General features: G+C 61.0%; 22 protein-coding genes. 12 read left to right on the top strand and 10 right to left on the bottom strand.

The genetic code is table 11. The features are described 5' to 3' along the window. The first annotated feature begins 73 nt into the window (after positions 1–73). The 3 genes from FGL65_RS03880 (at position 74) to FGL65_RS03870 (ending at position 3,907) form a co-directional block, all read left to right on the top strand. Positions 74–853, top strand: a complete 780-nt coding sequence (locus FGL65_RS03880) for a GGDEF domain-containing protein (RefSeq protein WP_147819746.1) — start codon at positions 74–76, stop codon at positions 851–853. A gap of 82 nt (positions 854–935) precedes the next feature. Further along, complete coding sequence (locus FGL65_RS03875; protein ID WP_147819745.1) at positions 936–3,398, top strand: EAL domain-containing protein; 2,463 nt, start codon at positions 936–938, stop codon at positions 3,396–3,398. Between the two features lie 20 nt (positions 3,399–3,418). Beyond that, positions 3,419–3,907: a thermonuclease family protein gene (locus FGL65_RS03870; protein ID WP_147819744.1), complete on the top strand. Its 489-nt coding sequence runs from the start codon at positions 3,419–3,421 to the stop codon at positions 3,905–3,907. Here FGL65_RS03870 and FGL65_RS03865 read toward each other — a convergent pair. The 10 genes from FGL65_RS03865 to FGL65_RS03820 all read right to left on the bottom strand — a co-directional run bounded on the left by FGL65_RS03865 (position 3,904) and on the right by FGL65_RS03820 (position 14,688). Continuing rightward, the gene (locus tag FGL65_RS03865; RefSeq protein WP_147819743.1) at positions 3,904–4,383 is read right to left on the bottom strand and encodes a Crp/Fnr family transcriptional regulator; all 480 of its coding nucleotides are present in this window, start codon (positions 4,381–4,383) and stop codon (positions 3,904–3,906) included. The two genes, FGL65_RS03870 and FGL65_RS03865, sit on opposite strands and share 4 nt — an antisense overlap. Positions 4,384–4,482: 99 nt before the next feature. Further along, entirely contained in the window at positions 4,483–5,553 is a 1,071-nt protein-coding gene (locus FGL65_RS03860; RefSeq protein ID WP_147819742.1) for a glycine-rich domain-containing protein, read from the bottom strand. Positions 5,554–5,615: 62 nt separating this feature from the next. Continuing rightward, positions 5,616–6,422 carry a phage tail protein gene (locus tag FGL65_RS03855; protein WP_147819741.1) on the bottom strand — a complete coding sequence of 269 codons (807 nt, stop codon included), beginning with the start codon at positions 6,420–6,422 and terminating at the stop codon, positions 5,616–5,618. A gap of 69 nt (positions 6,423–6,491) precedes the next feature. Then, positions 6,492–7,175, bottom strand: coding sequence for a phage tail protein (locus tag FGL65_RS03850; RefSeq protein WP_147819740.1), 684 nt, complete (start codon positions 7,173–7,175; stop codon positions 6,492–6,494). 70 nt (positions 7,176–7,245) lie between these two features. Next, complete coding sequence (locus FGL65_RS03845; RefSeq protein ID WP_147819739.1) at positions 7,246–8,064, bottom strand: tail fiber protein; 819 nt, start codon at positions 8,062–8,064, stop codon at positions 7,246–7,248. A 187-nt stretch (positions 8,065–8,251) separates the two neighbouring features. Next, the gene (locus FGL65_RS03840) at positions 8,252–8,770 is read right to left on the bottom strand and encodes a phage tail assembly chaperone (protein WP_147819738.1); all 519 of its coding nucleotides are present in this window, start codon (positions 8,768–8,770) and stop codon (positions 8,252–8,254) included. A gap of 6 nt (positions 8,771–8,776) precedes the next feature. Then, a complete protein-coding gene (locus FGL65_RS03835; RefSeq protein WP_147819737.1) occupies positions 8,777–11,134 on the bottom strand; it encodes a DUF7483 domain-containing protein in 2,358 nt (785 codons plus the stop codon). 28 nt (positions 11,135–11,162) lie between these two features. After that, complete coding sequence (locus FGL65_RS03830) at positions 11,163–12,062, bottom strand: hypothetical protein (RefSeq protein WP_147819736.1); 900 nt, start codon at positions 12,060–12,062, stop codon at positions 11,163–11,165. Between the two features lie 2 nt (positions 12,063–12,064). Next, positions 12,065–12,586, bottom strand: coding sequence for a hypothetical protein (locus FGL65_RS03825; protein ID WP_147819735.1), 522 nt, complete (start codon positions 12,584–12,586; stop codon positions 12,065–12,067). Positions 12,587–12,600: 14 nt separating this feature from the next. Next, positions 12,601–14,688, bottom strand: a complete 2,088-nt coding sequence (locus FGL65_RS03820; RefSeq protein ID WP_147819734.1) for a phage tail protein — start codon at positions 14,686–14,688, stop codon at positions 12,601–12,603. Positions 14,689–14,950: 262 nt separating this feature from the next. Here FGL65_RS03820 and FGL65_RS03815 point away from each other — a divergent pair, with 262 nt between their 5' ends. The 9 genes from FGL65_RS03815 to FGL65_RS03775 all read left to right on the top strand — a co-directional run bounded on the left by FGL65_RS03815 (position 14,951) and on the right by FGL65_RS03775 (position 22,062). After that, complete coding sequence (locus tag FGL65_RS03815; RefSeq protein WP_147819733.1) at positions 14,951–15,895, top strand: tRNA dihydrouridine synthase; 945 nt, start codon at positions 14,951–14,953, stop codon at positions 15,893–15,895. A gap of 15 nt (positions 15,896–15,910) precedes the next feature. After that, positions 15,911–16,546 (top strand): cyclase family protein, encoded by a 636-nt coding sequence (locus FGL65_RS03810; protein WP_147819732.1) that lies wholly within the window; start codon positions 15,911–15,913, stop codon positions 16,544–16,546. A 69-nt stretch (positions 16,547–16,615) separates the two neighbouring features. After that, complete coding sequence (locus tag FGL65_RS03805) at positions 16,616–17,503, top strand: DMT family transporter (RefSeq protein WP_147819731.1); 888 nt, start codon at positions 16,616–16,618, stop codon at positions 17,501–17,503. A gap of 121 nt (positions 17,504–17,624) precedes the next feature. Beyond that, positions 17,625–18,779 (top strand): iron ABC transporter substrate-binding protein, encoded by a 1,155-nt coding sequence (locus FGL65_RS03800; protein WP_250645566.1) that lies wholly within the window; start codon positions 17,625–17,627, stop codon positions 18,777–18,779. Positions 18,780–18,785: 6 nt separating this feature from the next. Beyond that, the gene (locus tag FGL65_RS03795; RefSeq protein ID WP_147819730.1) at positions 18,786–19,853 is read left to right on the top strand and encodes a FecCD family ABC transporter permease; all 1,068 of its coding nucleotides are present in this window, start codon (positions 18,786–18,788) and stop codon (positions 19,851–19,853) included. Continuing rightward, positions 19,850–20,659, top strand: coding sequence for an ABC transporter ATP-binding protein (locus tag FGL65_RS03790; protein WP_147819729.1), 810 nt, complete (start codon positions 19,850–19,852; stop codon positions 20,657–20,659). Before FGL65_RS03795 ends, FGL65_RS03790 begins: the two co-directional genes overlap by 4 nt. 9 nt (positions 20,660–20,668) lie before the next feature. Next, on the top strand, positions 20,669–21,280 hold the full coding sequence (locus tag FGL65_RS03785) for an FmdE family protein (RefSeq protein ID WP_147819728.1): 612 nt from the start codon (positions 20,669–20,671) through the stop codon (positions 21,278–21,280). A gap of 59 nt (positions 21,281–21,339) precedes the next feature. Beyond that, complete coding sequence (locus tag FGL65_RS03780) at positions 21,340–21,546, top strand: SlyX family protein (RefSeq protein WP_147819727.1); 207 nt, start codon at positions 21,340–21,342, stop codon at positions 21,544–21,546. 3 nt (positions 21,547–21,549) lie between these two features. After that, entirely contained in the window at positions 21,550–22,062 is a 513-nt protein-coding gene (locus FGL65_RS03775; RefSeq protein ID WP_147819726.1) for a cupin domain-containing protein, read from the top strand. Position 22,063: the final 1 nt, after the last annotated feature.

Here is a 22,063-nt window from a genome sequence, read left to right as displayed (position 1 = left end):
TAATGGACACCCGGGGCCCGGCTGGTATCATGGCCGCAACCGGACCGATTTGCACGCAAGACCTGGAGCAGCCATGAACGAAAAAAAGCCCGCCGACAACAAGAACAGGGCTGTCCTGCTTTACGCCGCCAGCCTTTTCGTGGTCGGGCTCGTGCTCTTCCTGGATTTCGGGCTGCTCTACAACCAGTCGGTCACCGGCGGGTTCTCCCCGGACAAGCTCACCAAGTTCGCCTACCTGCTCATGGTGGGCGGCCTGCTCACCCTCGGGGCCCAGGCCCTGCTCGTCTTCAAGGGCATCATCGCCAACATGGACAAGGACCGGGAAAAAGCCAGGGAACTGGGCGACAAGGTGGCCCAGCTCACGGTCATCGACGACCTGACCAAGGCCTTCAACCGATTCAAGTTCGATTCGGTCATGGCCCGGGAGCTGGAAAACATCCGGCGCTACAAGAGCGTGCTTTCCGGCATCATGTTCGACATCGACGGCTTCCGGGAAATCAACGAACGTCACGGATACAACGCCGGGGACAAACTGCTCTACCAGCTGGCCCGGTACGTGAACAAACGCATCCGCAAGACCGACTACCTGTTCCGCTGGCGCGGCGGCAAGTTCATCATCCTCGCCCCCCACATCGACTGCGCCGTGGCCCGCGAGGTGGCGGAGAAGCTGCGCCAGATGGTCGAGAACACCCCGTTCGGCGACGGCATCAGCTTCACAATCAGCCTCAGCGTGACCCAGGGCTCCAGCCGCGACACCATGGAGATATTCCTCCAGCGCCTGCAGAACGGGCTCACCAGCGCCAAGAACAAGGGCAGGAACTGCGTCATGGATGTCCCGCCGCCCAAGCTCTAGCCAACATCCTTCTTTCCTTTTTTCCTCCGCCGTATTAAGAAATTAGATACCGGTCTGCCAGCCACGGCCGGAATCGGGCACTATGGCGAAAGAAGGATTCAAATACCACCTCACCCCCATGGTCAGGACACTGCTTCCTACCGTGCTGACGCTCGCCCTGTTCGCAGGGACCGTCTTCTTCTACTTTCTCCCGGCCGTGGGAGACTACTTCCTGGACCATAAAAAGGACACCATTCGGCAGATGACCCAATCGGTCATCGGCAAGCTGGAATCCTTCGAACAGCAGGTCCTATCCGGCAAGCTGGACCGGGCACAGGCCAGGGACATGGCCTTGGCACAGATCCGCGCCATGCGCTACGGCCCCGAGGGCAAGGACTACTTCTGGGTCAACGACGACCGGGGGGTCATGCTCATGCACCCCTACCGCTCCGACCTGGAAGGCAGGGAACTCGGCGGCTACCGGGACAGGGAAGGCCTGGCCCCCTTCCAGGAATTCATACGCACGGCCCATGAGGGCGGTGGCTTTGTCAGCTATTACTGGCAGTGGAAGGACCAGCCCGAACGGGAGGTCCCCAAGCTCTCCTACGTGCAGGAGTTCCAACCCTGGGGCTGGGTGGTGGGAACCGGCATTTACCTGGATGACGTGCAGCGGGAGCTGGCCGCCTTCCGCAACCGCATCGCCGTGGTCCTGCTGGTCATCCTGACCATCATCGCCGTGCTTTCCGGCTCGGTCATCCATCAGGTGAGAAAGAGCGAACGAGACCGGCAAAAGGTCCAGCGCCAGCGCGAACGCCTGCTGGGGGCGCTCAAGGCCGGGGAGGAGCGCTACCGCACCATCGCGGACTTCGCCTACGACTGGGAGGCCTGGATCGGCCCGGACGGCACCATCCTCTACTGTTCGCCCTCCTGCGAACGGATCACCGGATATCCCCCCGAGGCGTTTTTCGAGAACCCGGGCCTGATCGCCGAAATCATCGACCCGGACTTCAAGGAGGCCTGGCAGGACTACCTGGAACAGGTTCCCTACCGGGAAGGCCAGCAGCTCGATTTCCGCATCCTCAAGAAAAACGGGGGCCGTCCCTGGCTCAGCGCCGTGGGACGCAGCGTCTACGGCATCGGGCTCAAGCCCCTGGGCCTGCGCTTCAGCTTCCGCGACATCACGGAACGCAAAAACATGGAGGAACAGCTCCGGCACCAGGCCCTGCACGACCCGCTCACGGGGCTGGCCAACCGGACCCTGTGCCTGGACCGCATCCGGCAGGCCATGGAACGCGCCAAGCGCAGAGGAAGCTACTTCTATGCCGTGGTCTTCATCGACCTGGACCGCTTCAAGATCATCAACGACTCCCTGGGCCATCGCTTCGGCGACATGGTGCTGGTGGAGACCGCCCGCCGCCTGACCCGGCACGTGCGCAGCCTGGACACGGTGGCCCGGTTCGGCGGCGATGAATTCGTGTTCCTGCTCGATGAGCTGCATTCCCCCCGCGAAGCCATCCGCATCGTCAAGCGGCTCCGCGAGGAAATGGCCGAAAAATTCTGTTTCGACGGGCACGAGGTCATGACCACGGCCAGCTTCGGCATCGTGCTCAGCCCCACGGACTACAAGCGCCCCGAGGACCTGCTCCAGAACGCGAACATCGCCATGCACCGGGCCAAGGACAAGGGCCGCAACCAGTTCAAGGTCTTTACCTCGCGCATGCTGGAGCACGCCGTGGACCAGATGAACATGGAAAACGACATGCGCCGGGGGCTGGCCAACAAGGAATTCTACCTCAACTTCCAGCCCATCCTGCGCATGGACGCCGGAGAGCTCCTCGGCTTCGAGGCCCTGGCCCGCTGGAAACACCCCACCCGGGGCGAGATCATGCCCTCGGAGTTCATCCCCATGGCCGAGGACTCGGGCCTGATCATGGAGCTGGGGCAGTGGGTGCTGCGGGAAGCCCTGGACACACTGGCCCGCTGGCGGGCGAACAACGAGGTGGCGGACCGCCTGTTCATGGCCGTGAACCTTTCCAGCAGGCAACTGACCCAGAGCGACCTCTACGAGTCCATCGTGGCCCAGTTGCAGCAGTCCGGCGTGCCCGCCAGGAATCTCAAGCTGGAGATCACGGAAAGCACGCTCATGGACAACCCGGAAATGGCCCTGCAGATCCTGAACCGGCTGCGGGAATACGGGGTGCAGTTCTCCATCGACGACTTCGGCACGGGCTATTCCTCCCTGACCCAGCTGCAGCGCCTGCCCGTGGACACCCTCAAGGTGGACCGCAGCTTCATCTCCCGCCTGGGAGAGGACAAGGAAAACCTGGAGATCGTGCGTGCGGTGGTGGCCTTGGCCCACAGCCTGGACCTGGACGTGGTGGCCGAGGGTGTGGAAAACGCCGCCCAGTACGCATCCCTTTCCCCCCTGGAGTGCGAATGCGTCCAGGGTTTCCTGTTCCACAAGCCCCTCTCCGCCATGGAGGCGGAAAAGCTCATTGCCCAGCAGTCGCCGGAACCGCCCGGGGTTTCCGGAAGAAAAGACCGCCCCGGAAAGCAAGCATCCTGAATCTTCCCCGCGCACAGATCATGAAACGACTTCTCCTTCTTTTCCTTTTTGCCGCCCTGCTCCTGCCCGGCATGGCCCGCGCCGAGTCGGCCCGGTTCCTGAACGTCATTGACGGCGATTCCATCATGGTCCGCCTCGGCCACCGGCCGGTTGAAGTCCGGCTCATCGGCATTGATGCGCCCGAATGGGACCAGGAATACGGGGTGCAGGCCAAGACCTTCACCATGCGCTTCTGCTACGGCAAGGAACTCCGGCTGGAATACGACCGGGAAAAGCGGGACCGCTATGGTCGGCTTCTCGCCTATGTCTACGACGACAGATCCATGCTCAACGAAGAACTGGTGAAGAGCGGACTGGCCATGCCCATCATGGTCAAACCAAACGGCCGTTACTATGGAAGGCTCAAACAGGCGGAAAAGATTGCGAGGGAAGAACGCCGCGGGTTCTGGCTGCGCGGCGGCCTAAGCATGACGCCCGGCCAGTGGCGGAAAAAGCAGAAGAAATCCTAGCCGAAGTACTCCTCCAGCAGATTGTCCATCTGGCGCAACCGCAGGCTGACAAGGCGGGAGACCGCGCGCACCAGGGTCAGGCCCAGGCGCGGGCGCTCCACCACCAGCCTTCCGAAATCCTCGGCCGTGAGCACCACCATGGTCAGGTCCTTCCGCACCCGGGCCGAGGCCGACCGGGACTGGCCGTCCAGCACGGACATCTCGCCGAAGACCGCGCCGTCACCCAGGGTGGTGATGAGCCGATCCGCACCGCCGCCGTCGCGCCGGGAGATATCCACGGCCCCATCCACGATGATACCCATGTAGGCGTCCCTGTCGCCCTGCTCGAACAGTGCCTCGCCCTCCGGGGCGGTCTCCAGCCAGAACCGCTCGGCCACGCTCCTGAGGTCGTCCTCCTCAAAGGCCGCCCCCCAACCGCTCCTGGCCAGCAGCTTCTCCATCCGGCCCGGCTCCACCTTGACCCGCATGCGCTTCATGTCTTCTTCCTCCGGTCTTGTCCTCTCTGTATCCTGCCGTGCGCTTTGATACAAGCGGGTGAAAAAGAAAAGGCCGCCCAAAGGCGGCCTTGATTGATGTTACCAGCTCACGAGGATGGCTCCAGGCTTGCCATGTTGACCATCCCGCGAAGAATGACCTGAAAGGTATACACTGTTCCCTCCTGCACCATACACACTTCCAAATATTGATTTGCCTCCAGGGGTTACACCACGGTGCCCAGCGATCCCGCAGTTGCTAAAATCCTTCATTAACACAACGTTTTTTTCATTAGTTACAACAACTCGCCCACTCATACCAGCCGAGCCAAAGCCATTAGTCGCACTGCTTCCGGCTGTTCCCCCAGTACACGACACATAATCCCCAAAGGCAGACTCCCCACCAGGAACACCCGGATTAGGAGTGTGGCTTGGATAGGCAGGGTTAGGATTTCTCGTCCCTCCGCTTCCGACTTTGCATATCACGGCATCGCCAACAGTCAAACCACCTATCTCCACCATGCAGTTTCCACCAGAGCCACCACTGCCTCCGCAAGCATATCCATGCATCCCGTTGGCAAAGCTCCCTCCTCCGCCTCCGCCACCTCCGGCAATCTCGACCCAAATCTTTTCGGCAGGGACCACAAAAGAGCAATCCTCAGTGATGAGCTGAGTGTTGCGGCTCCCGAAAGTATGTATGGCCTTCTTCATTAATGCAGGGGTGACCACAGTGTTGTTGTCGACACCCTCTTCCACTAAAGCTTCCGTCGCCCTGTCCATGGCAGCGGCTTCGCCCGCGTCGGTGATATCGGACAAAGTATGTTTATGTCCCAGCGGGGTTGCGCCCACCTGCTCGGCGGTCACTTCATGCGGGTTGTCCTTGCGGTCCACATGGGCGTCGATAAGCGCCTTGATCTTCTCGATGGCCTCCTGGACGTTTGCAGCCTGAATCTTGGTTTCTCCATCATTAAAAATGATATTGGACGCCATAAACAGGGCGTTCCATCCGGTATCACCGCCGTTGCGCTGTTTGAACACGGCCGGGGTGGCGCTGGTATCCATCCAGAGCATGTACGGCGCGGTGGAGGGAGGTTCCATGGAGCCGGAATTAAGCGTGACCACGGCATCGAGAGCCGGTTTCATGAGATTGGACGTATAATCGAATTGAGGCATGTTTTCTCCTTGGATATCCGTAGATAAATGGCCGCCCGAAGGCGGCCTAAGTGTAATTAAGGCTAGTACTTGATCACATACATGAGGGCCACGTTGCGGGGGCGGGTTTCGGCATCAGCCTGTGCCATTTTAACCAGCGGCTGGCCAGCATAGTCACCAGCTCCACCAACCGTATCGCTATAACCGTGGATAGCTTGGTTTACACCAGTCAGGCCCCGGAAGTGATTGCTGCCCACGGAATAGTTATAGGCATACCCACCGTGGCCGCCGCCACCGTCCCAAGTCGACATGTTCACGAGAAGCGAGTGGTCATGCTCTCCAACGCCCGCCAACTGGGAAGTCCCTAATACACGGTCCGCATCCACGCCACGGCCGTTGTCCCAACCGCGAATGAACTCGCCGCGCAGATCCGGCAGATTGAAGGTGCTGAAACCATCGCCAGCGCCGAACTTGGTGCCGAGCAGGGCAAACAGGGCAGCGAATTCCGTGCGGGAGACGGCTGCGCCGTCACACTCCAGCCAACCTGCCGGAACCGTGGAAACGGCCAGGGCGTTGATGGAGCCCACAGGCACATCGGCGGGCTTGTTCAGGATGGTGTCCAGGGACTGCTTGATCTTCTCGATGGCCGCCTGCACGTCGGATGCGCCGAGTTGGGCGGTGCTGTCGTCAAAGGATGTGTTGGAAGCGGTGAGCAGCACGTTCCAGCCGGTGTCGTCGCCGTTGCGCTGCTTGAGCACGGCCGGGGCGGCACCGGTATCCATCCAAAGCATGTACGGCGCGGTGGCCGGAGGTTCGACAGATCCTGAGTTCAGGGTATTGAGGGCGTCCAAGGCCTGCAGGATGTCGGACGGAAAATTGAACTGAGCCATATGTTTTCTCCTTGCGTATTGCTGTTGAAAAGACGGGCCGCCCGCAGGCGGCCCTTAAACGGAATGTGGTTAGTATTTGATGATGTATTTCATTGCCACGTTGCGGGGACGGTTTTCCTCGGCGGTTGGAACCTGAGTGGAAACATCGAAGTTCATCCATTCGGAGATGGTCCGGGCTCCCCCATCGTATTTGTATGCGTAGCTACCAGACTTGGAGAACACACCGGAATTCTCCGGAATAGCATTGCCAGGGAGGGTGTTGATCTGAGAGTTCTTCCAACGGCCGGTAATATTGCGGATGGCATCGCCCTGCTCGGAACCGAGCGCACGGGAGGCATCCACACCGCGACCGTTGTCCAGACCGCGAATGAATTCCCCGCGCAGGTCCGGCAGGTTGAAAGTGCTGGAACCGTCGCCCACGCCATAGATGGTGCCGATCTGACCGAAGAGGTCGGCATACTGGGTGCGGGAGACTTCCGCACCATCGCATTCCAGCCAGCCGTCGGGAATGGCCGCGCCGGCAATGGCGTTGACCGTACCCACGGGAACGGCCGCCACGGCGTTGGCGGCGAACAGGTCGATCCAGCCGGTGTCGTCGCCGTTGCGCTGGCGCATGACGGCCGGGGTCTTGCTGGTGTCCATCCAGAGCATGTACGGCGCGGTGGCCGGAGGTTCGGAAGCGCCGGAGTTCAGGGTGATGATGGCGTCCAGGGCCTGGCCCAGGTTGTTAGACGGGTAATTGAATTGGGACATGTATTTCACTCCTTGAGTGTTTATGTTGCAAAGGCGGGCGGCCCCGAGACGGCCCTTGAATGGGAAACGGTTAATATTTGATGATGTAGGTCAGGGCCACGTTGCGCGGACGGGTTTCACTTGCAACATTGTAGGGAGAGCCCGACAAACCAGTGGATTGCACTGTTTCACTCGAATATGCGTCAAAACTAGCATTTCCTGCACAGCCAGAACCAGAGCCGCTTTTTTGAACAAGACGCATTTTGTGATTATGATCTTCCATTGCATAATCCTGCTGGGAACCCAGCTCTCGGGCAGCATCCACGCCACGACCGCTGTCCAGACCGCGAATGAATTCTCCACGCAGGTCCGGCAGGTTGAAGGTGGTGGAACCGTCGCCCACGCCAAAGGTCTCGCCGAGAACGCCGAACAGATCGGCATAGTCCGTACGAGAGACTTCCGCGCCGTCGCAGGCCAGCCAGCCTTCCGAAATCACGGAGGAAGCCAGGGCCGTGACGGAACCGATAGGTGCCGCGCCCGCTTTTTTCAGCAACGCGTCGACCTCGGCCTTGGTATAGGCCCCGGACTGCTCAGCAGTCACCTGGTGAGGGTTGTCGGTACGGGCCGCATGGGCGTCGATGAGCTGTTTGATCTTCTCGATGGCCTGCTGCACGGTTTCCGCGTTAATCTGAGTCTGGCCGTCATCAAAGGGGATGTTGTCGGCCTTGAGGATCTCGATCCAGGCGTCGTCGGCCTCGGTGCGCTGCTTGAGCACGGCCGGAGTGACGCTGGTATCCATCCAAAGCATGAACGGATAGGTGGTGGACGGCTCGGAGCCGCCGGAGTTGAGGGTGATGACGGCGGTCAGCGCGCGGCTGATGTCCTTGATCTGGTAGTTGAACTGAGACATTCACTACTCCTTTTTCATACGCGTGAGACAAGACCAGCAAGCTTGCGAAAACTTACCGTAAATCCATTTACCATGGCATGAACGCCTCTTACAGATGCACCCGGCTCGCCGCAGCCGGATAGGCGCGGGATGATCAGGCCCGCGCCCGTTCGGGATCTATGATGTTGGTATGAAAAGGGTGTCCGAACTATTCGGGCCTTTCAGGCCATTGCACTTCCTGGGGAAATCCGGCGGAGTCCGGAAGGGTGCACAGGGCTTCCCGGTAGGCATCCCACTGGGCCAAGTTTTCCTCTAGGGACGGCACGCCGTCCCCGGTACCGCCAGCCAGACGGATGCGGCGTTCCAGGGCCAGGACGGCCCAGTCGCTCTCTTTGAGCTTTTCATCGCGCTGTCTGCGCAGGCTGTCCGCCAAAGCCGCATTTTCGGCTTCACCATCATGAACCAGCATGGCCATATCCAGCCGATAATGCCTCACCCCGTCGGCCTCTTCCACAGTCCAGGGATCCGTCTCTGCGGGGATGGAGTGATACGGCGGCACCATATCACGGTGACACTCCACCGCGCCCAGCTCTTTTGCCCGGGCCTGGCCAACCCCGGCCCACGTGGTCGGGATGGGCTGGCCTTTGATTTGTTCCCGGGGTAGCACGCGGTAGGTTCGCCCGTTTCTCGGCAGCAGCCAGTAGGTTTCCTGTCTGAGTTGCATCATTCCCTCCTAAAAAGCGTTGCTGTATTTGAAAGGTTGTTCAGCCCAGGCAATGCCTATGATGGTGTCACCGTTTGTATTGATGCCACCAGAGACTCGGCTTACCTTGAATCCTGTACTCGTACATGTGAGGAGTCCTGCTGCGGTCTGTTCTGCGTTCTCAGCGTTCGGGTACAGGTAATCTTCAACAGGGTTTATGGGATTAACCTCCGTGTTGAAAAAGTACCAAGGCACCGCAGCCGCCGAATCTTTAAGCATTATGGCCTTTGGCCTGAATCCGAGGTCTGTATACGGGCCGTCTGCGTTTCCGTTTCCTTCGTAACTGAACACCTTGGAAAATCCGGGTACGGAGCGGAAGATATAAGCAACGTACTGCTGGCCGTCTTGGTTTACACCGGTCCAATCACCTACTGTAAAGTGTGTTGCGGTTGGTTCTGTGTCGTTCCAAAGAGAAGAGGATAAGTTAAAAGCCCGGGTGTCATTCAACAGCCCATACTTGGTGGCCCCAGCAGCAACGTGGTAGACGCCCCAATTCTGCGAACCGGACGTGCATTTGACGATGATAAGTTCCGGCGCGCCGCCGCAGTTGTGCGCAATCTGCAAGCCAGCAAGACCCGCACCGTTATAGGGCACTATGTCAAAGCCAAACGCAGGCCCTCGCTTGAGGAACTGCGCCAAGAAGTTAGCGCCGCTGTTGTTCACCCGGCTGTAGTTGCCGAGGGAAATCCCGTCGGAATTGAACGCCGTGATAGACGTAGCTTCCGTAGACTCCGCGCCGCTGTAGCTGGTAGCCAAGGCTTTGGTGGCACCACGTACCGTGTCGCACATGAGCCAGTGGGCCGAGGCCGAACAGTCTTTGATATTGGCGTAATCCGGGGCCATGTTGAGGCCGCTGATATCCAATGTGGTTCCATTGCCCTGATACAGTGCGATGTCGTTGCCGGTTGCCGGGTTAAGGATTTCCGGCTCCGGCAGGTTGGCCGTACATAATGTCTTGAAGCCAGAGGGCGGCGTGTAGGTGAACCCCGTAGCACCAGAATGCAGCGTGGTGATTTCGTTCGTTTTGTATGGCGTAACGAACGGGACAATCCAATCGGGTAAGTCGGTCATGAGCGGATTTGTACCGTTCTCAGGGTTGCCTCCTTCCAACCACGCGCCATTTTTCCCGACCCACATTTTGTTATCTTTTGCTGCAAACTGTATAACATCGCCTGTCTTGAGATTGGGATTTGCCGCCCAATTGGTCAACACGGTACCTTTCCAGTAGCCAGTTGCGCTGCATGTAAAATAGCCGTCTTCTGCAATCATGTTGCCGTAGGGTGCATCATATGCACACAGTCCGTAGTAGTAATTGGTATTATCCACGAGTGAATCGAGAGCCAATTCCCAATAAACACCCTCGACAGCAGAGTATAAGCCTGTCCCTCGCGACATTGAGAAGGACTGGTCTGCAGAGGTTGAAGCCGTGCGGTTGCCGTTGGTGTAGACACCCTTTCCGGTGTTCCATTCGTACACAAGGTTGTTCCAAACGCAATGCGTGTTGGTCGGTGTATCAAGAAGCTGATACGGTGCACCCTGCGCAGAGAAGTGGTTGCCGTTACCGGACACATCGTTACCAAGGGCCGCGCCATTGGCAAAGTCGAGGTGGAACCCGTTGCGTCCATAAGTCCCAACGTATTGTTTGGGAACCCAAAGGGATGGGATGAGCTTTGACCATTGCCCGAAATCATCGGGAGTACGAACTTGGCCATCAATGTGAACGACTTCCGCATAATACGAGTTGGGATGCGAAATGGCGCTCGTAGCAGTTGCTGCAAGTACACCAGCAAAAAGATGCGGCTGCGTACAATCTCCCCAAAGTATCTCATGCCCCGAAGGCACTGCCTTGTGTACGATCAACGAAACCTGAGCACCGTTGATATAGGCTTTTATCCGGTCTGCAGATATTGCTTCGTTGCTGTTGATAACAACGAAAATATGATACCATCCAGCCGGATCGGCAAAAAGCTTGGAGTTGTCCACCCGATAATCGACCCTAACGGTTCCCGCGGAGTTCGCTTCATAAATCATGAGCCCATATGTCGTTACCGTATCCCTCCCAAGCCAGATACCAAAACGTGGATTCATGACAGCGCTTGTTGGCCCTGCGCCAAACAGCCACGGGAAGTTCGACGTAGCCGCCTGATTCGGACGAACCCAGCAGGAAAACGTGGCCTTTGTGCGATCTGCGGAGCTGGCTGCAATGGTGCGTTCCAGATATGAAACCCCGTTCACGCCCGGAAAAAAGGCGCTCTGCTGAATCTCGTACGGATACACCTTGGCCGCCCCTCCTCCCACATGCCCCCGTTTCGGTGTCCGGGCCATCATGCGCCTCCTTTGTTGTCGATGTAGAGGGTCAGGCTCGTGCCGTCGTTGACGAGGCACAGGCGGTGCATGGAGGCTCCGGCCTGGATCTCCCCGACAATCTTGCCCCCCACTCGGCGGCCAGGGTCAGGGCGTGCCCACCTGAATAAACGTTGAAATGCCACTCCCCTTCGGCTGCCGGATTCAAATCCGGAAAGGTCCGGTCCGCGCTCAATATCCACTTGAAGCGATTGCGCGCAGCAAGGTTGATGGGGGGCTCAGCAGCGTCGGTTATTTCGAAATAGGGCTCCAGGAAGGCCGCCTCCAGAGATTGGCCCTGCTTCGCGTTCTTGAGCAGGGAGGCATCCGCAGGCTCGCCTCCAAAGGCGGCAAGGACGTCGGCAGCGGAGGTGCAGCCGGTGCCCCCCTGGGATATCTCCAAAGGCAACCCCACCAGCCCTTGGGCGACAAGGCTCTTGTTTGTCAGATTGTCACCGGAATCATTCCAGACCAGGGCGGTCCCCGGATCGGGATCGGGGATCTCCACGCCGGTCACGGCCGAGGACAACCTCAGGGAGACCGTCCGGTCCAAACGCTCGGAGAGCGCCTGGCAGATCATGGTCAGCAGATCCAGGGCGGATTCATGACTTTGGGCAGGAAAGGCGTCGTTTTCCAGGTAGTCGACCTCCTGGATCATTGCCGGGTTGCGCCTGATGACCAGCACTTCTCCGGCTTTGGGAGCCGAGTTCAAAGAACAAACGCCCCCGTGCTGTTCTCCTGCGCCGGACAGGGTATAGTCCGTGGAAATGGAAAGCTGCGCCTCCGTACCGGAAGCGGCGCGAAGCACGATCTCCAGGTCACTGTCCTTGATGAACATGAACGGTATTGCGAAATTCCTGGTGGAGCCGTTGCCGGAGTACGCCGTACGCGAAATGGTGGATGAAACCGTCATTGTTACCTCCTCGGCCCGTAAATTCCGGAGCCGAGAGAAAGAGTGCTTTTCTTGATGTCCGCGCCCCCGCCGATGCGCGTGGCATTGGCCTTGGCCCGTCCCCGGGACAGGATGCCCTGCGCCTGTTGCTGGGCATTGAAACGCATGTCGTCGGCATCAAGCCTGTCCTGGACCGCATCGGCGGCCTGTCCGAGCGCCACGGAACCGCTGTTGGCCAGCCCTGCTCCACCCCATTCGGCGCGGGTCGCCGCCCTGCGCTGGGCCGCTTCCTTGCGGTATCGGGAAATTTCCCGTCTGGACTGAAGCAACGACTCGGCCGCTTCTCCCTTGGCCTGCTCCTCCTGAAGCAACGCCTGATTTTCCGCAGCCTCTTCCGCATCCTTCCAGGCGCTGTTCTGCGCATCAGCCTGGAGTTTCTGCTGCACAAGGTTCATGGCGGTACTGAAAACCATGCCCCACACGCCGCCCGCACCGCCCGCGGCTGAGCCTCCGGCGGCGCTGCCCGCCGCTCCCGAATATCCCATACAAACCTCTCCTTTTATTCGTTGATGACCACTTCCGGTACGATCATGAGCACGGTCATGGGCAAAGGCTGATCCTGCACGATGGTCAGGACGCCGTCGCGATCCCATCCCTTGGGGAAACGGATTCCCTTGTCCCCGGACCAAAGCCCCGGGGGGCTGCCCATGGGCGCGGACGCAGACCGAAAATACACCGGTTCAAGCCTCTCCTCGGACGGTCCGATCCGGCCGCCCAGGGTCTTGTGAAATCGAGCCGAAACACGAATGATACGCTTGCGCTTGGTCTGGGCCGTACCCCGCTCGCTCCCGGCATCCAGGCGCATGGGCTGCAACATCGACCTATAGGGAAGCCCTGCATGCACCACGCGCGCAGGCCGGTCCAATTCGATGCTGCCGTCGGCAGCCACCTTCCGGTCCGGCTGCACGGCACCGTCCGCAAGCACGCTGACCATCTCGCCCGCCAGGTGCTGCAACCCGGAAAGGGACTCTATGGGCTCGCCCCGGTAGGAAAGCCCGCTGTCCACGAAAAAGGCCTCTTCCACCGGCCCGTCAAAACCTCCCTCCAGATATTCGATGTAGCGCCGCTCGCTGCCGTTCACCGACCTTCGCACCACGGCCCACAATTCGTCGCGCCGGGTGCTGTCGTCATGGATCGAGGCAATGGACTCCACCCTCCCCAGAGTCTCCAGCCGGGTCCAGGCCATGACTTCCTCGTCCTGCTCATAGGTCAGGGCCACCAGGGTTCCGTCCTTGCGGATGCCGTAAACCGTGGAATCCGGCTCCTGCACATAGGCCAGCTGCGACACGCCCGGCCCGGTGATGTGCTCGGAAAGCAGGGTCAGGTCCGAAGAGGAATAGGCATCCGAATCATAGCGATAGGACATACAGCGAATCTTGGTGCCCGAACGCTGGATGAACAGGGTGGAAAAGCCCACGGTTTCCGGACGCGCCCCCGAGGAGCCGCAGGAGCCCTCGTGGTTGGCCTTGATATTGTCTGGCGTGGTGGCCCCGAGCCGGGCGCCGCCCACGGTCCATTCCCCCCCGGTGGTGCCCACCCAAAGCCGGGCCTTGGGCACCAAAAATTCGATGTTGTTGCCCTCGCGCCCGGCCAGGGTCACTTCGATGGCGTCGTCATCCAAGGGCTTGTCCCCTGCAGGGGCCTCCACGCGGTCGCCCGCCTTGAGACAATCCCAAAATCCGTCTCGCAGGACGCCGGATGCATCCCAAATGGACTCGATATGGCTGTCCGAAGACGGATTGTGCACGAAGGTCACGGTCTGATCCTTGGTGTCCGGGGCAAAAACGCGATTTCCCTTGTACCGGTAATAGCAATCCTCGCCTTTCGCATTGAGCCCCCGGATGCCCGCGGACTTGTCGAACAGTCCACCCATGAGCACCACGAAGGTGTCGTTGGCCCGGCCCCGCTTGGAACCTTTGATGAGCAGGTCGCGCCACTTCTCCTGCGGCACCTCGCAGGTCTTGAGCCGGAAATCGTTCATGTCGCCGGTACGGGAAAACCAGATGGTGCCGGGTTTGTCCGGCGTGGCGGCCAGCACCAGGCGCTCCTCGAAAAAACAGCAGCAGGAGGGATAGTTATCCTCCTTCCAGGCCTCGGGCTTGCCCAGAAAAAACACTTCCTCCAGTTTCCATTTGTCGTGCCCGGTGCGGGTCAGCCGGCGCGGCGGGTGCTTGGCATGCACCAAAATGAGCACATCGTTGGACTGGACGTAGCGCAACCGGGAGAACTCCTCGGCCCTATAGGGCATGTCCTTCACATAGACCTGTCCCTGGCTGTCCAGCACCAGGCCGTGATCGGTGAAGACCCGCATGCAACCCCGGCCGCTGGCGTCCTCTCCCAGCTCAAGGATGTAGGTCTGCTCCGGGTTGAACTCGAAGGGAATGAGCAGGACCGGCTTTTCCCGGCCCAAGGCCTCGGCCACGAACCGGAACCCGGAACGCCGGGTGGCTCCCCCGTGGGGATGGACATGAAAGTTGACCAGCGTCCTGCAGCCGTTGAAATACTTGGCCAGGTCGGTACGGCCTTCCAACCTGGGGCTCAATTCCCCGGAGGTGAAATTCGTCAACGCCGGTGTGGCAATACTCATGCTCTGCTCCTGTTCCGAGAAGGTTTCAGGCACCTTACCCCCGCTTTTCCCGGCCGGACAAAAAAGCACGGCAAAAGGACGTCACAGGGAAAAAAAAGACTGTTGACAGGGGGACGGCTGGACGCGAAAGGGGAATCAGGATAACCGGTTGCCCGCAGAACAGGAAAACAGGCATGAATACCCGGGAGACACTCGCACGACTGGTCAACCGCCCACTGAACGTGGGGGGAGGACCGTTGCCAACAGGCTCTGGCTCGCCCCCATGGTCGGACTCGGCCATGTGGCCTTCCGGCAGGTGCTGGAAGGCTATGGCGGTTGCGGGCTCATGGTGTCGGAAATGTGCAGCGCCCTAGGCCTGCCCAAGGAGAACCCGGCAACCTCGCCCATCTTCAAGTTCCGCAAGGAGGAGCTGCCCCATCTTTCCTGCCAGTTGGCCGGGGCACGGCCCGAGGAATTCGTCCCTGCGGCCCGGCGCGTGGAGGCCGAGGGTTTTTTCGGGGTGGACATCAACATGGGCTGTTCCGTGGGCGGCATCTGCAAGAAGGGCTGCGGGGCCGACCTGCTGCGCGCCCCTGACCGGGCCGTGGACGTGGTTCGGGCGGTACGCCAGGCTGTAGGCATCCCGGTGACGATCAAATTCCGTACGGGCTGGAGCGGCGACCCCGGACCGGCCGTGAACCTGGGCAAGGCATTCGAGCAGGCCGGGGCGGACGCCCTGGTCTTCCATCCCCGCGTGGCTCCGGACAAACGCTCACGCCCTCCGGTCTGGGACCACATCCGGCTTCTCAAGGAGGCGGTGTCCATCCCGGTCATCGGCAACGGTAACGTCTGCACCCCGGATGATGCCCTGAAAATGTTCGAACACACCGGCTGCGACGGAATCGCCCTCGGCCGCATGGCCATTGCCCGGCCCTGGATTTTCTCCCAGATGGCGGGTGACAACGCCCCCCGGGAGGACGCCTACCGCCAGTATGCCCTGAAGCTCCTGGACGCCATTGAGGAGCATTTCGACCACCCGGCCCGGCAGGTCAAGCTGTTCAAGAAAATAGCCGTGTACATCACCGCCAATTTTTCCTACGGCCTACGCATGCAGAGCGAACTGCTCAAGGGCAATTCCATGGCCCGGATGCGGGAAAACGTAAACGCAGCGCTGACCCCGGACCGGCCCACCACAGAACGACCCAACGCGCTCATGTTCACCAGTTGAAAAAGGAGGCTCCCCATGAAAGTCATCGACCTGACCCATCCGCTTCAGCCCGGCATGCCCGTATACCCGGAAGACACGCCGCCCCGGTTTCCGCGCCCCTGCACCTATGAGACCTACGGCTTCTCGGTCACGGCCCTGGACATGGGCGTGCACACCGGCACCCACATGGACGCGCCGTACCACATGCTTCAGGAAGGCCCGACCATCGACTGGTTCCAGGCGGAATACTTCGTGGGCAAGGCAATGGTGGTGGACCTCACCGAAGCGGGCCAGCTCATCACTCCGGAACATCTGTCCTCCCTGACCAAAACGAACGACCTGGACTTCGTGCTGCTGCGCACAGGCTGGGACAGGCACTGGGGAAACGACCAGTACTACCGGGACTGGCCCGAGCTAAGCGTGCTGGCCGCCCGGTTCCTCACCGGACTGGACCTGCGAGGCGTGGGCATGGACAGCCCCTCTCCGGACCCGCTGGAAACCCACGACTACGAAGCGCACATGGCTCTGTTCCGGGCGGGCATGGTCTGTATCGAAAACCTGACCAACCTGGAGCTGCTGCCCAGGGAGCCGTTCACCTTTTCCTGCCTGCCCCTGCCCATCAGGGGCAGCGACGGATCGCCCTGCCGGGCCGTGGCCATGCTCGGGATATAAACGGATCCAGGACCAGGTATCCGCTTTTCCGATTGGACGGACACGGCCCCCGGCAGTACCACCAGGATCATGAACCGGAACTCCACTCCTTTCGTCTTTTTCCTGCTGGTGCTGACCATGGCCCTCTGGGGCGGCACCTGGGTGGCCGGCCGTGTGCTGGCGACCCACATGGCTCCCCTGTCCGCCTCCTTCCTGCGCTTTTTCTCGGCCTCCGTCTTCCTGGTCCTGTTCGTGAGCCACGGCCAGGGGGGCTTTCCCAAGATTTCCTGGCGGCTTGCGCCCCATGCGGCCTTTCTAGGAGCCACTGGCGTCTTCATGTACAGCTGGTTCTTCTTCAAGGGACTGCAATACAGCACCGCGGGCCGGGCCGCCCTCATCGTGGCCTGCATTCCGGTATGCATCTCCGGCCTGTCCGCCTTGCTCTACAAGGAGCGATTCGGGCCGGTGCGCATATTCGGGACCCTGCTCTCCCTGTGCGGCGTGGCCGTGGTGCTCTCCAACGGGAACCCAATGACCCTGCTGCGCCAGGGCGTTTCCACCGGCGACCTGCTCATCCTGGGCTGCGTGGCCGCCTGGACCGCCTATTCCCTGGGCGGGCGCTCGGCCATGAAGCATCTCTCCCCGCCCGTTGCGGTCATGTGGTCCTGTCTTTTCGGCTCGGCCTTTCTGTTCTTCCCGGCCCTGCACACGGGCCTTGCAGAGGACATTGCCAGGGCTTCCCTCACGGACTGGGGCTGTATCCTCTACCTGGGCGTGCTGGCCACGGGCCTGAGCTATGCCTGGTACTACAAGGGCATCCAGGCCATCGGCCCGTCCCGGGCAGGCATCTTCATCAACCTGGTGCCGATCTTCGCCCTGCTCTTTGCCTCACTCATGCTCGGCGAAGCCCTGGAGCTCTCGCTGTTGCTGGGCGGCTGCATGGTCATCGCCGGGGTTGTCCTGACCAACCGGACCTGAAAAATCCCTGCGGATTTTCCCTCTCGAATTCCGCCCCCGTTTGACACGTTTTCTGTATTTTTATACTCATTGCGTTCATCGTAAAATATCCCGTACCCAACATCTACAGTAGGTTTTTACAATGATGCGACGCCTGTTCCTGCTTGCCCTTGTCTCGCTTTTCCTGTTCGGCTGCGACCAGAACCAACCACAACAAACCGCAACCACGTCCACAATGACCATCACGGACATGGCTGGACGCAGCGTCGAGGTGCCCGTGCACCCGCAGCGCGTGCTGGCCTCCGGGTCCGGCTGTCTGCGCTACCTGACCTATCTCCAGGCGCAGGACCGCATCGTGGGGGTGGACAGCGCCGAGCTCGAGGTCCGGCTCATCGACGCCCGCCCCTATGCAATGGCCAACCCGCAGTTCAAGCAGCTGCCGCTGTTCGGCCAATTCCGGGGGCACGACAACCCGGAGCTCATCGCCGCGCTGGAGCCGCAGCCCCAGGTGATCTTCAAGACATACGGCACCATGGGACATGATCCCGACGAATTGCAGCAGAAAACCGGCATTCCGGTAGTGGTGCTCGACTACGGCGACCTCGGCGTGCGCAGGAACGCCATGAAGCAGGCTCTGACCCTCATGGCCAAGGTGCTGGGCGCCGAGGATCGGGCCAAGGCGGTCGTCGACTTCATGGAAAACACCATTGCGGACCTGCAGAAACGAACCGAAGGCCTCCAGGGCCCCAGTTGCTACGTGGGCGGCATCGCCTTCAAGGGGCCCCACGGTTTCCGTTCCACCGAACCCGGCTACCCCCCGTTCCAGTTCCTGAACGCCCGCAACGTGGCCGCGCCGCAGGACGGTTCCGAACCCCTGCGCCATGCGGACATGGCCAAGGAAATGATCCTGGAATGGAACCCGGGCTACCTGTTCGTGGACCTCTCCACCATCCGGGCCGGGGCCGAATCCAACTCCCTCTACGAACTGCACAACGACCCGTCCTTCCAGGAACTGACCGCCTGCAAGCAGGACCGGGTCTTCGGCGTGCTGCCCTACAACTGGTACACCTCAAACCACGGCAACACCCTGGCCGACGCCTATTTCATCGGCAAGATCCTGTATCCCGAGGCCTTTGCGGACGTGGACTCCGCATCCAAAGCCGACGAGATCTACACGTTCTTGGTGGGCAAGCCCGTGTTCACGGACCTGTCGGCGGCATTCGGCGGCCTGGCCTTCAAGCGGCTGGACCCGTCCGTGATCCGCATCGGCGACAAGGGCAAAATCCTCAGCAAGTAGGTAGCCATGCACTTTGATGATGGAGTTCTCCCGGCCGACTATCTCCGGCACGTCAACCGCAAGCGGACAATCATTGCCGGAACCGGCTTGGTGCTGGCGGCGGCCCTGGTGGTCGCCATCAGCTGCGGGGCCGTGAACATTCCCCTGGCCGAGGTTTGGCTGGCCCTCACAGGCTCGGCCGCCAGCAAGCGCTGGGACGCCATCATCTGGAACATCCGCCTGCCCCAGGCCCTGGCGGCCATCGTGGCCGGGGCGGGCCTGGCCGTGGCCGGGGTGGTCATGCAATCCGTGCTCCGCAACCCTCTGGGTTCCCCCTTCACCCTGGGCATCACCCATGCCGCATCCTTCGGGGCCGCGCTTTCGGTCATGGTCTTGGACTCGGGTTCCATGCACTCCACGGGCACGGACGCCATCGTCATCAACAACCCCTATGTGACGACATCGGTGGCCTTTGCCATGAGCCTGGTCGCAACCCTGACCATCATCGCCATCTCCCGCATCCGCAGGTCGTCCCCGGAGACCACCGTCCTGGCCGGGGTCGCCCTCTGGGCGCTCTTCACCGCGGGCACCATGTTCCTGCAGTACTTTGCGGACGACGTGCAGCTGGCGGCCATGGTCTTCTGGACCTTCGGCGACACGGCCCGGGCCAACTGGCCCGAACTGGCCGTCATGGGCTCGGTCACCGGCGCAGGCTGCGTCTATTTCATCTGCAACCGCTGGAACTACAACGCCATCAATGCGGGCGACGAAACCGCAAAGGGTCTGGGGGTTCAGGTGGAACGGGTCAGGATCCTCGGAATGTTCGTGTCCTCCCTCCTGACAGCCGTCATCGTCTCCTTTGTCGGCATCATCGGATTCGTGGGCCTTGTCTGCCCACACATGGTGCGGCGGTTCGTGGGGGACGACCACCGTTTCCTCATCCCGGCCTCCATCCTCTTCGGCGGGGTTCTCCTGCTGGCTTCGGATACGGTGGCCCGGCTCCTGCTGGCCCCGCACATTCTCCCCGTCTCGGTGCTGACCGCCTTTCTCGGGGCTCCGGCCTTCCTCTACCTCATCACCAGGAGGAACTCATGATCCTCAACGTTCACGGCCTGGAATTTTCCTACAAGAGCCTGTCCGTGCTCAAGGGCGTGCACTTCGGCGTGGAAGAGGGCGAGGTCCTGGCCATCATGGGTCCCAACGGCGTGGGCAAGACCACCCTGCTCAAGTGCATGAACGCCATCCACCGCCCCACGGGCGGCTGCGTCCTGGTGGACGATGCCGATGTCTGCAAGATGGAACCCGGCGCAATCGCCCGCAGGCTGGGTTATGTGGCCCAGAAGCAGGAGACAGGACGCATGACGGCCTTTGACGCCATCCTCATGGGCCGCAAGCCCCACATCCGTTGGCGCGTTTGCGACCGGGATCTGCGCATCGTGGATTCGGCAGTGAAACGGCTGCGCCTGGAAAAACTGGCCCTGCGCCACCTGGACGAAATGAGCGGCGGCGAGGTGCAGAAGATCAGCATTGCCCGTGCCCTGGTCCAGGAACCGCGCGTGCTGCTTCTGGACGAGCCCACCAGCAGCCTGGACCTACGCAACCAGGTGGAGATCCTCTCCCTGGTGCGGGCCGTGGTGCGCAGCCATGCCGTGGCAGCGGTGATGACCATGCACGACCTCAACCAGGCCCTGCGCTTTGCCGACAAATTCCTTTTTCTCAAGGACGGGCGCATCCACGCCGCAGTGGATCGCGGCCGGATCACGGCGGAGATCATCGAGGACGTCTACAACGTCCCGGTGCATATCGAACATGTGGCGGGGAGGCCCGTGGTTGTTCCCATGGACACCATGGAGGCCGATTTCCTTCGCGAACACCAACATGAGCACAACCTGACCCAATAGGAGCGGACCATGAGCACCACCATCCCCCGGGAACGCATCGAGGCAACCATCGACTTTCACGGCCATGTCTGTCCGGGCCTGTCCATCGGCATCCGCGCCGCGGAGCTCTGCCTGCGGGAATTCGGCCACAACAACGACACGCCCCTGACCACCATCTGCGAAACCGACATGTGCGGGGTGGACGCCATCCAGTTCCTGACCGGCTGCACCTTTGGCAAGGGCAACCTGATCCACCGGGACTGGGGCAAGAACGCCTTCACCTTCTACCGCAAAAACGACGGCAAGGGCCTCCGCGCCCTGCTCCGGCCCGAGGCCATGGGCCCCAACTACGCCGAATGCCGCGACCTCATGAAGAAAAGCGTGGATGGAACCGCCACGCCCGAGGAAGAGGAACGCCTCGCCCTTCTGCGCCGGGAGCAACAGCAAAATCTCATGGACGCCCCGCTGGAGGAGGTCTTCCACATCAGCGAGCCCGACACCCTCATCCCGAGGCCCGCAAAGATTCTGGCCACCCTGGTCTGCGACCACTGCGGCGAGGGAGCCATGGAATCGCGCACCCGGCGCTTTGACGGCCAGACCCTGTGCATCCCCTGCTTCAGCAAGGTGGAACAGAAGGTATAATCCTTTACTGTCTGCCGGTTCGTGCGTATTCCTGCGGCTGAAGCAACAGGAGTACCGCAATGGAAGATCGCATAGAACGGCTGGAAGCCATTACCGCCGAGCAGGAGCGGACCATCGAGCAGCTCAACGAGGTGGTCTACGAACAGCAAAAGCAGCTGGATGAACTGGAAAAACTGTTCAACATCATGGCCCGCAAGTTCAAGGAACTGGCCGAGGCCTCGGAGATGGAAACCAGCGACGTACCGCCGCCGCATTACGGGGGGTAGGGCATGAGCGCGCTTACGCCGGAAGACGTCATCCGCCTGTTGCGCCTGGAGCCGCACCCCGAGGAAGGCGGTTTCTTTGCCGAGACCTACCGTAGCGCGGAAAGCGTGCTCCAAGAGCACCTGCCCGGCCCATACGACGGCCCGCGAGCACACGGCACGGCCATCTACTACATGCTCACCCCGGCGACCTTCTCGCACATTCACAGGCTGAAAAGCGACGAGATCTTTCACTTCTATCTGGGGGATCCCTGCGAAATGATCCAACTGCACCCGGATGGATCGGCAAAGACCATCGTTCTCGGCCAGGACATCGCCGCGGGCCATAAGCTCCAGGCGCTGGCGCCCAAGGGCGTCTGGCAGGGAACGCGCCTTCTGCCGGGCGGCAGTTTCGGCCTGCTGGGCTGTACCGTGGCCCCGGGCTTCGAATACGCCGACTACGAACACGGCGACCGGTCCGCGCTCATCCGGCAATACCCCATGGCCGAAAAACTGATCACCCTGCTCACCTCGGATTGAA

The sequence above is a fragment of the Salidesulfovibrio onnuriiensis genome (assembly GCF_008001235.1).
GTDB lineage: Bacteria > Desulfobacterota > Desulfovibrionia > Desulfovibrionales > Desulfovibrionaceae > Pseudodesulfovibrio > Pseudodesulfovibrio onnuriiensis.
Note: the sequence above shows the minus strand (reverse complement) of the source record. Positions and strands in the feature narration are given on the sequence as shown.